The following is a 14,013-nucleotide window of genomic DNA, read 5'->3' on the forward strand; positions in this document are numbered from 1 at the left end:
GAAGGGGAGAAGAGCCGACGTGCTCGACGTCAACTTCTTCGATGAGCTCCGCATCGGCCTCGCCACGGCCGACGACATCCGCCAGTGGTCGTACGGCGAGGTCAAGAAGCCCGAGACCATCAACTACCGCACCCTCAAGCCCGAGAAGGACGGACTCTTCTGCGAGAAGATCTTCGGTCCGACCCGGGACTGGGAGTGCTACTGCGGCAAGTACAAGCGCGTCCGCTTCAAGGGCATCATCTGTGAGCGCTGCGGCGTCGAGGTCACTCGCGCCGAGGTGCGCCGCGAGCGGATGGGCCACATCGAGCTCGCCGCGCCGGTCACCCACATCTGGTACTTCAAGGGCGTCCCGAGCCGGCTGGGCTACCTGCTCGACCTGGCCCCCAAGGACCTCGAGAAGATCATCTACTTCGCCGCCTACGTCATCACCTCGGTGAACGGCGAGCTGCGCCACAACGACCTGCCCACGCTCGAGAGCGAGATGCAGGTCGAGCGCAAGCGCGTCGAGAACCGTCGCGACGCCGACGTGGAGGCCCGCGCCCAGAAGCTCGAGGCCGACCTGGCCGAGCTCGAGGCCGAGGGCGCCAAGAGCGACGTGCGCCGCAAGGTCAAGGAGGGCGGCGAGCGGGAGATGCGCCAGCTCCGCGACCGGGCCCAGCGCGAGTTGGACCGGCTCGACGAGATCTGGAGCACCTTCACCAAGCTGGACACCAAGCAGCTGATCGCCGACGAGCTGCTCTACCGCGAGCTGGTCGACCGCTACGGCGACTACTTCACCGGCTCGATGGGCGCGGAGTCGATCCAGCAGCTGGCCAAGGACTTCGACGTCGACGCCGAGGCCGACATCCTGCGGGAGACCATTCGCAGCGGCAAGGGCCAGAAGAAGCTGCGCGCGCTCAAGCGGCTCAAGGTCGTGGCGGCGTTCCAGCAGACCCGCAACTCGCCCATGGGCATGGTGCTCGACTGCATCCCGGTGATCCCGCCGGACCTGCGGCCGATGGTCCAGCTCGACGGTGGCCGGTTCGCCACCTCCGACCTGAACGACCTGTACCGCCGGGTGATCAACCGGAACAACCGGTTGAAGCGACTGATCGACCTCGGCGCGCCCGAGATCATCGTCAACAACGAGAAGCGCATGCTCCAGGAGGCCGTCGACGCGCTGTTCGACAACGGCCGCCGCGGCCGGCCGGTCACCGGCCCGGGCAACCGCCCGCTCAAGTCGCTGTCCGACCTGCTCAAGGGCAAGCAGGGCCGGTTCCGTCAGAACCTGCTCGGCAAGCGCGTCGACTACTCCGGCCGTTCGGTCATCGTGGTCGGCCCGCAGCTGAAGCTGCACCAGTGCGGCCTGCCCAAGGCGATGGCGCTCGAGCTGTTCAAGCCGTTCGTGATGAAGCGGCTGGTCGACCTGAACCACGCGCAGAACATCAAGTCGGCCAAGCGCATGGTGGAGCGGGCTCGTCCGGCCGTGTGGGACGTGCTGGAAGAGGTCATCACCGAGCACCCGGTGATGCTCAACCGCGCCCCCACGCTGCACCGGCTGGGCATCCAGGCCTTCGAGCCGCAGCTGGTCGAGGGCAAGGCCATCCAGCTGCACCCGCTGGTCTGTGAGGCGTTCAACGCCGACTTCGACGGCGACCAGATGGCGGTCCACCTGCCGCTGTCGGCGGAGGCGCAGGCCGAGGCCCGGATCCTGATGCTGTCCAGCAACAACATCCTGTCGCCCGCCTCCGGGCGGCCGCTGGCGATGCCGCGTCTGGACATGGTCACGGGTCTGTTCCACCTGACCCGGATCAAGCCGGACGCCGAGGGCGCCGGCCGGGCGTTCTCCTCGGTCGCCGAGGCGATCATGGCGTTCGACCGCAAGGCGATCGGCCTCCAGGCGCCGATCAAGGTGCGGCTGAACGACCAGGTGCCGGGCCGCGGCATGGAGCCGGAGGAGTGGGAGCCCGGTCAGCCGTGGCTGGCCGAGACCACCCTGGGCCGGGTGCTGTTCAACGAGCTGCTGCCGGCGGACTACCCGTTCATCAACGAGGAGATGCCGAAGAAGCGGCAGTCCGAGATCGTCAACGACCTCGCCGAGCGGTACCCGATGGTGACGGTGGCGCGGACGCTGGACAAGCTCAAGGACGCCGGCTTCTACTGGGCCACCCGCTCGGGTGTGACGGTCGCCATCTCCGACGTGCTCGTGCCCGAGGAGAAGAAGGCCATCCTCAACGAGTACGAGGGCAAGGCCGAGGCCGTGGAGAAGCGCTACCAGCGCGGTCAGCTCTCCCACGCCGAGCGCAACAACGAGCTGGTCAAGGTGTGGCAGTCGGCGACCGACGAGGTCGCCAAGCTGATGGAGACGGCCTTCCCCGAGGACAACTCCATCCGGGTCATCGTCAAGTCCGGCGCGGCCGGCAACATGACGCAGGTCCGGTCGCTGGCCGGCATGCGTGGTCTGGTGACCAACCCGAAGGGCGAGTACATCCCGCGGCCGATCAAGAACTCGTTCCGCGAGGGCCTGTCGGTGCTGGAGTACTTCATCGCCACGCACGGCGCCCGCAAGGGTCTGGCCGACACCGCGCTGAAGACCGCCGACTCGGGTTACCTGACCCGTCGTCTGGTGGACGTCTCGCAGGACGTGATCATCCGCGAGATCGACTGCGGCACCAACCGCGGCGTGATGATGACCGTCGGCGAGAAGGTCGGCGACAAGGTCGTGATGCACGAGTACGCGCGCACCAGCGTGTACGCGCGCTCGCTGGCCGAGGACATCACCGACTCGGACGGCAACGTGGTGCTCAACCGCGGCGCCGACCTGGGCGACCCGGCCCTGGACACGCTGATCCGGGTGGGCACCATCCGGGTCAAGGTCCGCTCCGTGCTGACCTGCGAGTCGGCGGTCGGCGTGTGCGCCAGCTGCTACGGCCGCTCGATGGCCACCGGCAAGCTGGTGGACGTCGGCGAGGCGGTGGGCATCGTGGCCGCCCAGTCGATCGGCGAGCCCGGCACCCAGCTGACCATGCGTACCTTCCACCAGGGTGGCGCCACCGGCGCGGACGACATCACCCAGGGTCTGCCGCGTGTCCAGGAGCTCTTCGAGGCCCGCGTGCCCAAGGGCAAGGCGCCGATCGCCGACGTCGACGGCCGCGTGCGGATCGAGGACGGCGACCGGTTCTGGAAGATCACCCTGGTGCCGGACGACGGCAGCGAGGAGATCATCTTCGACAAGCTGTCGAAGCGTCAGCGCCTGGCCATCACCCCGGACGGCCCGCTGCAGGACGGCGACCACGTGTCCGTCGGCCAGCAGCTGCTCGAGGGCACCCCGGACCCGCACGAGGTGCTGCGCGTGATGGGTCCCCGCGAGGCCCAGCTGCACCTGGTGAACGAGGTGCAGAAGGTGTACCGGTCGCAGGGTGTGTCCATCCACGACAAGCACATCGAGGTGATCGTGCGGCAGATGCTCCGCCGCGTGATCATCATCGACTCGGGCGCCACGGAGTTCCTGCCGGGCGCGCCGATCGAGCGCAGCGAGTTCGAGCAGTCGAACCGCCGCGTGGTGGCCGAGGGCGGCGAGCCGGCCTCGGGTCGTCCGGTGCTGATGGGTATCACCAAGGCCTCGCTGGCGACGGAGTCGTGGCTCTCGGCGGCCTCCTTCCAGGAGACCACCCGCGTGCTCACCGACGCCGCCATCAACGGCAAGAGCGACAAGCTCATCGGCCTGAAGGAGAACGTCATCATCGGTAAGTTGATCCCGGCCGGCACCGGTATCAACCGCTACCGCAACATCCAGGTGCAGCCGACGGAGGAGGCGCGGGCCGCGGCCTACGCGATCCCGTCGTACGACGACGGCTACTACACGCCGGACGTCTTCGGCACCGGCACGGGTGCGGCGGTTCCGCTGGACGACTACGACTTCGGTCGCGACTACCGCTGAGGTAGCCGAGCTGAAACCGAAGGGCCGGGATGCGGAAGCATCCCGGCCCTTCGGCTATGTGGTGTCGGTGGCGGGCGAACCGTCCCGCGCGGAACGCGCGGCGAAAGCACAGTCCTCAGTAGACGGGCCGGTTCATCCCCGACTCGCGCTCGTAGTTCGAGCCGCCGCTGCCGACGGTCAGCTCGGAGTCGATGTCCTCACTGGACTGCTCGGGTTCCTGGACGTTGTCCATGGTCTCCTTCGCCGTGGAGTAGATCTCCTTGGCGCCGTCCTTGATCTCGCCCTTCCAGTCGAAGCCCTCGTCCTCCTTCTCCCCGGACGAGCCGGCCTCGGCCGCCTTCTCGCTGCTGCCGAACACCTTCTTGGCGGTGCCGGTGATGTGGTCCCAGTCCTCGCCGAGCTGCTTGACGTCGCCGACCAGGCCCTTGCCGTCGCGGGCGACGACGTGCTCGGCCATGTTGCCGACGGTGGTGCCGGCCTCGTCGACCCGGGAGCCGATCTTGCCGACGTTGGCGCCGACCTCCATCACCTTGTCGCCGGCCTTGCCGATGCCCTTGCCGACGGCCTTGCCCAGCTTGCCGGCGTCCTTGGCGATGTCCTCGCCGATCTTGCCGATCTTGCCGCCCAGCTTCTGCACGCTGCCGGCGACCTTCTTCAGCAGCTGCGCGATCTTGCGGATCATCTCCATGATCTTCTCGAGCAGCTTGCCGACCTTCTCGATCAGCTTGCCGACCTTGGTCACCGCGGCGCCGGCCTTGCCGACGGCGACGCCGGCCTCGGTGACGGTGGCCGCGGTCGCCGCCGCGTCGGACAGGCCGAAGGTGAAGATGGTGCCGGCGAGGCCTACCGCCCAGGTGATCAGCATCTGCTCGACGAAGTCGGCCAGGATGCCGATGATGATGTCCTTGGCCGCCTGCATCATCTGCGCGCTGGCCTTGAGCAGCTGGACCATGTAGCCGGCCAGCGTCGAGGTGCCGTGGATGCCGTCCAGGAAGGACGCCATCTGCTGGTGCGCGGTGTCGGACGCGTCACCCTGCCAGCTGGCGAAGCCGTTGGTCAGCTCGTCGTGCAGCTGCTGGCCGAGCTGGTCGATGTCGGCGGACAGCTGCGAGTACGTCTCGGCGGCCGCGTTCAGCGCGTCGGGGCTGCCGGTGACCAGCTCCAGCGCCTCCTTGACCGGCTCGATGTAGTCGATGACGAAGCCGAGGCCCTTGCTGATCAGCGTGTTCAGCGGGTCGATGCCGCCGGAGTCGCTGGACTCGGCCGAGTACTGCTCGATCTCGGTGACGGTGGCGTGCACGTCGTTGCCAGTGCCGTAGATCTCGTCGAGCACATCGGACTGGCCGGTGGGCAGGGAGCTCATGCCTGCTCCTCAGGGGTGTTCGGGAGCAGCGTGCCGCTCATGTGCTGGTAGGCCGACGGGTCCTGGAGGGACACCTTGGCGTGGCCGGCGGCATCGGTCTGGGCGTGCACGTCGACGTGCTGGGTCTGCCCGTCGGCGGCCTGGATGTCGCCCTTGACCTCGACGTCCTCCTTGGCCTCGCCGGTCACCTCGACGCTGACCGGGCCGCCGCCCTCCACCTCGATGGTGATCTTGCCGGCGCCGCCGGGCTGGCCGCCGGGGGCCTGGCCGGGGTCGGGCGGCGTGGTCGGCCGGGGCAGGGTCGTCGGCAGACCGGTGGGCGGCGGACCGCCGACCGGGCCACCCGCGCCCGGGCCGCCGATGGGGCCGCCGGTGCCGGGGCCGCCGATGGGGCCGCCGGTGCCCGGGGCGCCGCCGTGCTCGCCGATGCCGGTCGGCGGGTGACCGCCACCCGGGACCGGGCCGCCGTCGACCTTGGTCGGGCCCTGGGGACCGCCGGATTGGCCGGGATCGACCTTGCCCGGATCGCCGGGGTCGCCGCCGGACTGCTCGATCTGCTTCTTGTGGTGCTCGTCGGTCTCCCGGTACAGATCCGCCGTGTTGGAAATGCGTTGCCCGGCGTTGCTCAGCCCACTGGTCATGTTCGACAGATGATCGGTGAGCTGGTTCTGCATATCCGCGTACTTGCTGTGGGTGGTCATTTCACCGAGAAGTCCCCACGAGGTGCCCGGAACCTCGGCGGCGGTGGCCCGGCCGTGCAGCGACTCGGCCTGGCTGGACATCGACGAGACGCGCTGGCCGCATTGGGCCAGTTCCTCGGTGTTGACGTTGAATCCGTCGGCCATCAGAACGAGTCCTCCGAACCGAACCGGAACTCCTCGTCGTCGTCCACGGGCCGCGGCCGGGCCGCGGGCCGGGGGGCCGGCGCGGCCGGGCGCGCCGGGGCGTCGCCGGTCATGAAGGTGCGCGGCGCCGGGTCGTCGGCGTACTCCGGACGGGCCGGCGGCGCAGCGTGCTGGGGGCCGCCGTACTGCGGCGCGGGAGCGTGCCGGGGCGGGGCGTAGCCGGCCGGCGCGGGCGGCTGGACCTGGGGCCGCGGCGGCGCGTCGTGCCAGGCGTCGGCCTGCGGCTCCGGCGGGTTGGCCAGCTCTTCCTGCACCTTGTTCACCCGGTCGGCGATGTCGGTGCGGTCGCCGGCGTAGCGCTGCACGATCTCCGCCTGCTGGCGGGCGGCCTTGGCCACCGCCTGCTGGAACGTGGTGGTGACCAGCCGGGACAAGGCCTGGGCCGACATGCTCATCGCGGAGGGGCTGATGGTGATCGACCGCACCGCGCCGGACGGGCCGGCGACGACGCTGACGGCGCCGTCCCGGGAAGTCTCCGTCGCCTCGATGGCGACGATCTCCTCCCGCATCTGATCGAAGCGGTCGACGTCCTTTTCCGCTTGGGCCACATTGCGCTGAAACGCCTCGATGCGCGCGGCGGTGTCCTGATTCATGCCCCGGTTCTCCCCGTGTCGGTGGTGCCGGGTAAACACATACCGCATCGCGCCGGTCACCGTCCGGCAAATGACCCGGAACGGGCTCGAACACGCGATCGACTATGCTTGTCGCGAGGAATGGAGCGGCCCTCGCCGATCTTCCTTCGTGATCTTGGGACAGTGCGACACGCCACGCGCGACACGCGTGTCCGGTGTGCGTCCGACCCCCGTTTTGACCCTCGGGCCGCGGGGAAGGTATCTTTGTTATCCGTGCCCGACCCATGTCGGGCCGCTCCGCGTGCCTGTGGATGGCAGTCTCTGGCTGCGTCGACCTCAGGGCGACGGAAGTCCTCCGGAAACCGTTGGGACATGCTGGTTGGTCTCTCGCGGGTCCCGTGAGCGGGCGACACGCCCGACCTCGGGGGACGGAGGGGCCAAGTACACAGAGTCCACGGCGCCCGCGAGGACGCCAAGACGCGAACGGAAGAAGCAGCCGGTCTATGCCCACGATCCAGCAGCTGGTCCGCAAGGGCCGCCAGGACAAGGTCGCGAAGACCAAGACCGCGGCTCTCAAGGGGAGCCCGCAGCGGCGCGGCGTCTGCACCCGCGTCTACACCACTACGCCCAAGAAGCCGAACTCGGCGCTGCGCAAGGTCGCCCGCGTGAAGCTGACCAGCGGCATCGAGGTCACGGCCTACATCCCGGGTGAGGGCCACAACCTCCAGGAGCACTCGATGGTGCTCGTCCGTGGCGGTCGTGTGAAGGACCTGCCGGGTGTCCGCTACAAGATCATCCGTGGCTCGCTGGACACGCAGGGCGTGAAGAACCGCAAGCAGGCGCGCAGCCGCTACGGCGCGAAGAAGGAGAAGAGCTGATGCCCCGCAAGGGCCCGGCCCCGAAGCGGCCGCTGATCTCTGACCCGGTCTACAGCTCCCCGCTGGTGACCCAGCTCATCAACAAGGTCCTCGTGGACGGCAAGCGCTCGGTCGCCGAGCGGATCGTCTACCAGGCCCTGGAGGGCGCCCGCGAGAAGACCGGCACCGACCCGGTCGTCACGCTCAAGCGCGCGCTGGACAACGTGAAGCCGGCCATCGAGGTGAAGAGCCGCCGCGTCGGTGGCGCCACCTACCAGGTGCCGATCGAGGTCAAGCCCGGCCGCTCCACCACGCTGGCGCTGCGCTGGCTGATCACCTTCTCCCGGCAGCGTCGCGAGAAGACCATGGTCGAGCGCCTGATGAACGAGCTGCTGGACGCCAGCAACGGTCTCGGCGCGAGCGTCAAGCGCCGCGAGGACACCCACAAGATGGCCGAGTCCAACAAGGCCTTCGCGCACTACCGCTGGTGATTCGGGCGCGGCCGGCTTGCACGAGCCGGCCGCAACGGATCGGCGCCACCCGCACCGACCACAGCCGCACGAACAGCAAGGAAGACACCCGTGGCACAGGAAGTGCTCACTGACCTGGCCAAGGTCCGCAACATCGGGATCATGGCCCACATCGACGCGGGAAAGACCACCACCACCGAGCGGATCCTGTTCTACACCGGGATCAACTACAAGATCGGTGAGGTCCACGACGGCGCGGCGACGATGGACTGGATGGAGGAGGAGCAGAAGCGCGGCATCACCATCACGTCCGCCGCGACCACCTGCTTCTGGAACGACCACCAGATCAACATCATCGACACGCCGGGGCACGTCGACTTCACCGTCGAGGTCGAGCGCTCGCTGCGGGTCCTGGACGGCGCGGTGGCCGTGTTCGACGGCAAGGAGGGCGTCGAGCCCCAGTCCGAGCAGGTCTGGCGGCAGGCGACCAAGTACGACGTCCCGCGCATCTGCTTCGTCAACAAGATGGACAAGCTCGGCGCGGACTTCTACTTCACCGTCCGCACCATCCAGGAGCGGCTCGGCGCCACGCCGCTGCCGATCCAGCTGCCCATCGGCGCCGAGAACGACTTCATCGGCGTCGTGGACCTGGTCCAGATGCGCGCGCTGACCTGGCACGGCGAGGTCCAGAAGGGCGACGACTACACCGTCGAGGAGATCCCGGCCGACCTGGCCGAGCTGGCCGCGGAGTACCGCGAGAAGCTCATCGAGGCCGTCGCCGAGACCGACGACGAGCTGATGGAGCGCTACCTCGGTGGCGAGGAGCTGACGGTCGAGGAGATCAAGCGGGGCATCCGCAAGATCGTGACCGACCGCATCGCCTACCCGGTGCTGTGCGGCTCGGCGTTCAAGAACAAGGGCGTGCAGCCCATGCTCGACGCCGTCATCGACTACCTGCCGTCGCCGCTGGACGTGCCGCCGGTCGAGGGCACGCTCCAGGACGGCGAGACGCCGGCCTCGCGCAAGCCGTCCGCGGACGAGCCGTTCGCGGCGCTGGCGTTCAAGATCGCCGCGCACCCGTTCTTCGGCAAGCTGACCTACATCCGGGTCTACTCGGGCAAGCTCAACGCCGGCTCCCAGGTCATCAACTCGACCAAGGACCGCAAGGAGCGCATCGGCAAGCTCTTCCAGATGCACTCCAACAAGGAGAACCCGGTCGAGGTCGCCAGCGCCGGCCACATCTACGCGGCCATCGGTCTGAAGGACACCACGACCGGTGACACCCTGTGCGACCCGCAGCAGCCGATCGTGCTGGAGTCCATGACCTTCCCGGACCCGGTCATCTCGGTGGCGATCGAGCCGAAGACGAAGGCCGACCAGGAGAAGCTGGGCACCGCGATCCAGAAGCTGGCCGAGGAGGACCCCACCTTCCAGGTCAAGCTGGACGAGGAGACCGGCCAGACGATCATCGCCGGCATGGGCGAGCTGCACCTCGAGGTGCTCGTCAACCGGATGAAGTCCGACTACAAGGTCGAGGCGAACATCGGTAAGCCCCAGGTGGCCTACCGGGAGACCATCCGCCGCAAGGTGGAGAAGTACTCCTACACGCACAAGAAGCAGACCGGTGGCTCCGGCCAGTTCGCCAAGGTGCTCATCGACGTCGAGCCGCTGGAGAGCACCGACGGTGCGCTCTACGAGTTCGACAACAAGGTCACGGGTGGCCGCATCCCGCGGGAGTACATCCCCTCGGTCGACGCCGGCGCCCAGGACGCGATGCAGTACGGCGTGCTGGCGGGCTACCCGCTGGTCGGCATCAAGGTGACGCTGCTGGACGGTGCCTACCACGAGGTCGACTCCTCCGAAATGGCCTTCAAGATCGCCGGTTCGATGGCGCTCAAGGAAGCCGCTCGGAAGGCCGACCCGGTGCTGTTGGAGCCGGTGATGGCTGTCGAGGTGACCACGCCCGAGGACTACATGGGCGACGTCATCGGCGACTTGAACTCCCGCCGTGGTCAGATCCAGGCGATGGAGGAGCGCAGTGGGGCCCGTGTCGTGAAGGCGCTGGTGCCGCTGTCGGAGATGTTCGGGTATGTCGGCGACCTGCGGTCCAAGACCCAGGGTCGGGCGAACTACACGATGCTGTTCGACTCCTACGCCGAGGTTCCGACCAACGTGGCGAAGGAAATCATCGCGAAGGCGACCGGGGAGTAGTTCGGCCCCGCAGCTTTCACCGGTCGCCCGGGGAGCGATCCCCGGGCTGCCACCCAACCGACCCTGACGTAACCGCCGGGCCGACCAACCACAGAACGGCCCGGCGGAAGCAACACAAGTCCAGGAGGACAATCCAGTGGCGAAGGCGAAGTTCGAGCGGACCAAGCCGCACGTCAACATCGGCACCATCGGTCACGTCGACCACGGCAAGACCACGCTGACGGCGGCGATCACCAAGGTTCTGGCCGACAAGTACCCGGACCTGAACGCCGCGTTCGCGTTCGACCAGATCGACAAGGCGCCGGAAGAGAAGCAGCGCGGCATCACGATCAACATCTCGCACGTCGAGTACCAGACCGAGAAGCGCCACTACGCGCACGTCGACGCCCCCGGTCACGCGGACTACATCAAGAACATGATCACCGGTGCCGCCCAGATGGACGGCGCGATCCTGGTGGTCGCCGCGACCGACGGCCCGATGCCGCAGACCCGCGAGCACGTGCTGCTGGCCCGCCAGGTCGGTGTGCCCTACATCGTGGTGGCCCTGAACAAGGCCGACATGGTGGACGACGAGGAGATCCTGGAGCTCGTCGAGCTCGAGGTCCGCGAGCTGCTCTCGGACCAGGAGTTCCCCGGCGACGACGCTCCGGTCGTGCGCGTGTCCGGCCTCAAGGCCCTCGAGGGCGACGAGAAGTGGGCCCAGTCGGTGCTGGAGCTCATGGACGCCGTGGACGAGAACGTCCCGGAGCCGGTCCGTGAGGTCGAGAAGCCGTTCCTCATGCCCGTCGAGGACGTCTTCACCATCACCGGTCGTGGCACCGTCGTCACCGGCCGCATCGAGCGCGGTGTGGTCAAGGTGAACGAGGAGGTGGAGGTCGTGGGCATTCGCGAGAAGGGCTTCAAGACGACCTGCACCAGCATCGAGATGTTCAAGAAGTTCCTCGACGAGGGCCGCGCCGGTGACAACGCCGCGCTGCTGCTCCGCGGTGTCAAGCGCGAGGACGTCGAGCGCGGCATGGTCGTGATCAAGCCGGGCACCACCACGGTGCACACCGAGTTCACGGGCAACGTCTACATCCTGTCCAAGGACGAGGGTGGCCGGCACACGCCGTTCTTCAACAACTACCGGCCGCAGTTCTACTTCCGCACCACCGACGTGACCGGCGTCGTGACCCTCCCCGAGGGCACCGAGATGGTCATGCCGGGCGACACCACGAACATGAGCGTGAAGCTGATCCAGCCGATCGCCATGGACGAGGGCCTGCGGTTCGCCATCCGCGAGGGTGGCCGCACCGTCGGTGCCGGCACCGTCGAGACGATCACCAAGTAATTCGCGGTGGGGGCCAGGTGACATTCATTTGTTACCTGGCCCTCACTACGCCGGCCCCGATTTGGACGCCGCACGCACGTGTGGCATCCTTAACGGGTTGCTCGTTGCAGAGGCGGCTGGCTCGTTCGCGTACCAGCCGCCCTGCTGCGAGAAGCCGGCACCCACACGGGCCTGCAATGGCCTGGGTGTATGGGTCTGACCGGACCCCCGCCTACCGGGACTGAACAAGGACCAGTAGGGCTGGTGTGCGCGTCGGAGCTGTGTCCCTGTCAAGGCGACACGCCCGACCGCGTGGACCGGAGGGCCCCGGCACCTGATGACATTTGACTCGTGAATAGGGGAGCGGCACCGAGCTGGGCCCCGGCCCGTCACGAGTCAGCCCGCAGCGGTACGAGAAGAGGAACGGCAAGCCATCATGGCGGGACAAAAGATCCGCATTCGGCTCAAGGCCTACGACCACGAGGCGATCGACGCGTCCGCGCGCAAGATCGTCGAGACCGTGACGCGCACCGGCGCTCGGGTCGTCGGGCCGGTGCCGCTGCCGACCGAGAAGAACGTCTACTGCGTCATTCGCTCGCCGCACAAGTACAAGGACTCGCGCGAGCACTTCGAGATGCGCACGCACAAGCGGCTGATCGACATCCTCGACCCGACGCCGAAGACGGTCGACGCGCTCATGCGCATCGACCTGCCGGCCAGCGTCGACGTCAACATCCAGTAAGCGCGCGGCGGCGGAGAGTAACGAACTCATGTCTGACAAGCAGATCAAGGGGATCCTGGGCACCAAGCTCGGCATGACCCAGGTCTTCGACGACAAGAACCGGGTTGTGCCGGTCACGGTCGTCAAGGCCGGGCCCAATGTCGTCACCCAGATCCGTACCGAGGAGAAGGACGGCTACACCGCCGTCCAGCTGGCCTTCGGCGCCATCGACCCGCGCAAGGTGAACAAGCCCCGCGCCGGTCACTTCGCCAAGGCCGGTGTGACGCCGCGTCGCCACGTCGCCGAGCTGCGCACCACCGACGCCGACACCTACGAGGTCGGTCAGGAGATCACCGCTGAGGTGTTCCCGGCCGGCTCGGTCGTCGACGTGGTCGGCACCAGCAAGGGCAAGGGCTACGCCGGTGTCATGAAGCGCCACGGCTTCAAGGGCTTGGGCGCCGGCCACGGCGTGCAGCGCAAGCACCGCTCGCCGGGTTCCATCGGCGGCTGCGCCACCCCGGGCCGCGTGTTCAAGGGTGTGCGCATGGCCGGCCGCATGGGCCACGCCCGCGTCACCACCCAGAACCTGACCGTGCACCAGGTGGAGGCCGAGTCCGGCCTGCTGCTCATCAAGGGCGCCATCCCCGGCCCCAAGGGCGGCCTGGTGTTCGTCAAGACGGCCGCGAAGGGCGGTGCCTGATGACCTCGCTGGACATTCGCAACGCCTCTGGTGAGGCTGCCGGCAGCGTCGAGCTGCCCGCCGAGATCTTCGACGTGCAGGCGAACATCCCGCTGATGCACCAGGTCGTCGTGGCCCAGCTGGCCGCGGCCCGCCAGGGCACGCACGCCACCAAGACCCGCGGCGACGTCCGCGGCGGTGGCAAGAAGCCGTACCGCCAGAAGGGCACCGGCCGCGCCCGCCAGGGTTCGACCCGGTCCCCGCAGTTCGCCGGCGGTGGCATCTCGCACGGCCCGCAGCCGCGTGACTACTCGCAGCGGACGCCGAAGAAGATGAAGGCCGCCGCGCTGCGCGGCGCGCTGTCCGACCGCGCCCGCGCGGGTCGACTGCACGTGGTCAGCTCCCTGGTCGAGGGCGACAAGCCGTCCACCAAGGCCGCTCGCGTCGCGCTCGCCGCGATCACGGAGTCGCGCCGCACGCTGGTCGTGCTGGGCCGCTTCGAGGAGCAGGACTGGCTGTCGGTGCGCAACCTGGACAACGTGCACCCGATCGCGCCGGACCAGCTGAACACCTACGACGTGCTGGTCAACGACGACATCGTGTTCACCAAGGACGCGTACGAGCTGTTCATCGCCGGCCCGGCCAAGGGTCGTTCGGTCAAGGCCACGGCCCGCTCGTCCGAGCTGACCGAGGAGGTCTGACCAATGATCCCCGACCACAGGGACATCCTGCTCGCGCCGGTGATCTCCGAGAAGAGCTACGGCCTTCTCGAGGAGAACAAGTACACCTTCCTGGTGGCCCCGGACGCCAACAAGACGCAGATCAAGATCGCGGTCGAGAAGGTCTTCGGCGTCAAGGTCCTGAGCGTCAACACGATCAACCGCCAGGGCAAGCGGAAGCGGACCCGGTCCGGCTTCGGCAAGCGCAAGGACACGAAGCGCGCGATCGTCACCCTCTCCGCGGAGAGCAAGGCGATCGAGATCTTCGGCGGCCCGACCGCCTGATGA

12 protein-coding genes are annotated in these 14,013 nt (G+C 68.1%); 9 read left to right on the forward strand and 3 right to left on the reverse strand.

The window, feature by feature from the left end; translation table 11 throughout:
- Positions 1–19: 19 nt before the first annotated feature.
- Positions 20–3,919 carry a DNA-directed RNA polymerase subunit beta' gene (locus BCF44_RS02505; protein ID WP_116172395.1) on the forward strand — a complete coding sequence of 1,300 codons (3,900 nt, stop codon included), beginning with the start codon at positions 20–22 and terminating at the stop codon, positions 3,917–3,919.
- Between the two features lie 115 nt (positions 3,920–4,034).
- Here the strand turns inward: BCF44_RS02505 and BCF44_RS02510 are convergent, their stop codons facing one another.
- From BCF44_RS02510 to BCF44_RS02520, 3 genes are read right to left on the reverse strand one after another with little or no spacing between them, the layout of a single operon-like run.
- On the reverse strand, positions 4,035–5,282 hold the full coding sequence (locus BCF44_RS02510; protein ID WP_116172396.1) for a WXG100 family type VII secretion target: 1,248 nt from the start codon (positions 5,280–5,282) through the stop codon (positions 4,035–4,037).
- Positions 5,279–6,127: a WXG100 family type VII secretion target gene (locus tag BCF44_RS02515; RefSeq protein ID WP_116172397.1), complete on the reverse strand. Its 849-nt coding sequence runs from the start codon at positions 6,125–6,127 to the stop codon at positions 5,279–5,281. The genes BCF44_RS02510 and BCF44_RS02515 overlap by 4 nt, the downstream gene beginning before the upstream one ends.
- Positions 6,127–6,780, reverse strand: coding sequence for a YbaB/EbfC family nucleoid-associated protein (locus tag BCF44_RS02520; protein ID WP_170217303.1), 654 nt, complete (start codon positions 6,778–6,780; stop codon positions 6,127–6,129). Before BCF44_RS02520 ends, BCF44_RS02515 begins: the two co-directional genes overlap by 1 nt.
- Before the next feature lie 482 nt (positions 6,781–7,262).
- Here BCF44_RS02520 and rpsL point away from each other — a divergent pair, with 482 nt between their 5' ends.
- The 8 genes from rpsL to rplW all read left to right on the forward strand — a co-directional run bounded on the left by rpsL (position 7,263) and on the right by rplW (position 14,010).
- Complete coding sequence (gene rpsL, locus BCF44_RS02525) at positions 7,263–7,637, forward strand: 30S ribosomal protein S12 (RefSeq protein ID WP_025361387.1); 375 nt, start codon at positions 7,263–7,265, stop codon at positions 7,635–7,637.
- Positions 7,637–8,107: a 30S ribosomal protein S7 gene (rpsG, locus tag BCF44_RS02530; RefSeq protein ID WP_116172399.1), complete on the forward strand. Its 471-nt coding sequence runs from the start codon at positions 7,637–7,639 to the stop codon at positions 8,105–8,107. The genes rpsL and rpsG overlap by 1 nt, the downstream gene beginning before the upstream one ends.
- A 90-nt stretch (positions 8,108–8,197) precedes the next feature.
- Positions 8,198–10,297: an elongation factor G gene (gene fusA, locus BCF44_RS02535; protein ID WP_116172400.1), complete on the forward strand. Its 2,100-nt coding sequence runs from the start codon at positions 8,198–8,200 to the stop codon at positions 10,295–10,297.
- Positions 10,298–10,433: 136 nt separating this feature from the next.
- Complete coding sequence (tuf, locus tag BCF44_RS02540; protein ID WP_116172401.1) at positions 10,434–11,627, forward strand: elongation factor Tu; 1,194 nt, start codon at positions 10,434–10,436, stop codon at positions 11,625–11,627.
- Between the two features lie 415 nt (positions 11,628–12,042).
- Positions 12,043–12,348, forward strand: coding sequence for a 30S ribosomal protein S10 (gene rpsJ, locus BCF44_RS02545; protein WP_003938093.1), 306 nt, complete (start codon positions 12,043–12,045; stop codon positions 12,346–12,348).
- A gap of 28 nt (positions 12,349–12,376) precedes the next feature.
- Complete coding sequence (gene rplC, locus BCF44_RS02550) at positions 12,377–13,027, forward strand: 50S ribosomal protein L3 (protein WP_116172402.1); 651 nt, start codon at positions 12,377–12,379, stop codon at positions 13,025–13,027.
- Positions 13,027–13,707 carry a 50S ribosomal protein L4 gene (rplD, locus tag BCF44_RS02555; protein WP_116172403.1) on the forward strand — a complete coding sequence of 227 codons (681 nt, stop codon included), beginning with the start codon at positions 13,027–13,029 and terminating at the stop codon, positions 13,705–13,707. Before rplC ends, rplD begins: the two co-directional genes overlap by 1 nt.
- Positions 13,708–13,710: 3 nt before the next feature.
- Positions 13,711–14,010, forward strand: coding sequence for a 50S ribosomal protein L23 (gene rplW / locus BCF44_RS02560; protein WP_043721514.1), 300 nt, complete (start codon positions 13,711–13,713; stop codon positions 14,008–14,010).
- Positions 14,011–14,013: the final 3 nt, after the last annotated feature.

It is taken from the genome of Kutzneria buriramensis (genome assembly GCF_003387475.1).
GTDB classification, from domain to species: domain Bacteria; phylum Actinomycetota; class Actinomycetes; order Mycobacteriales; family Pseudonocardiaceae; genus Kutzneria; species Kutzneria buriramensis.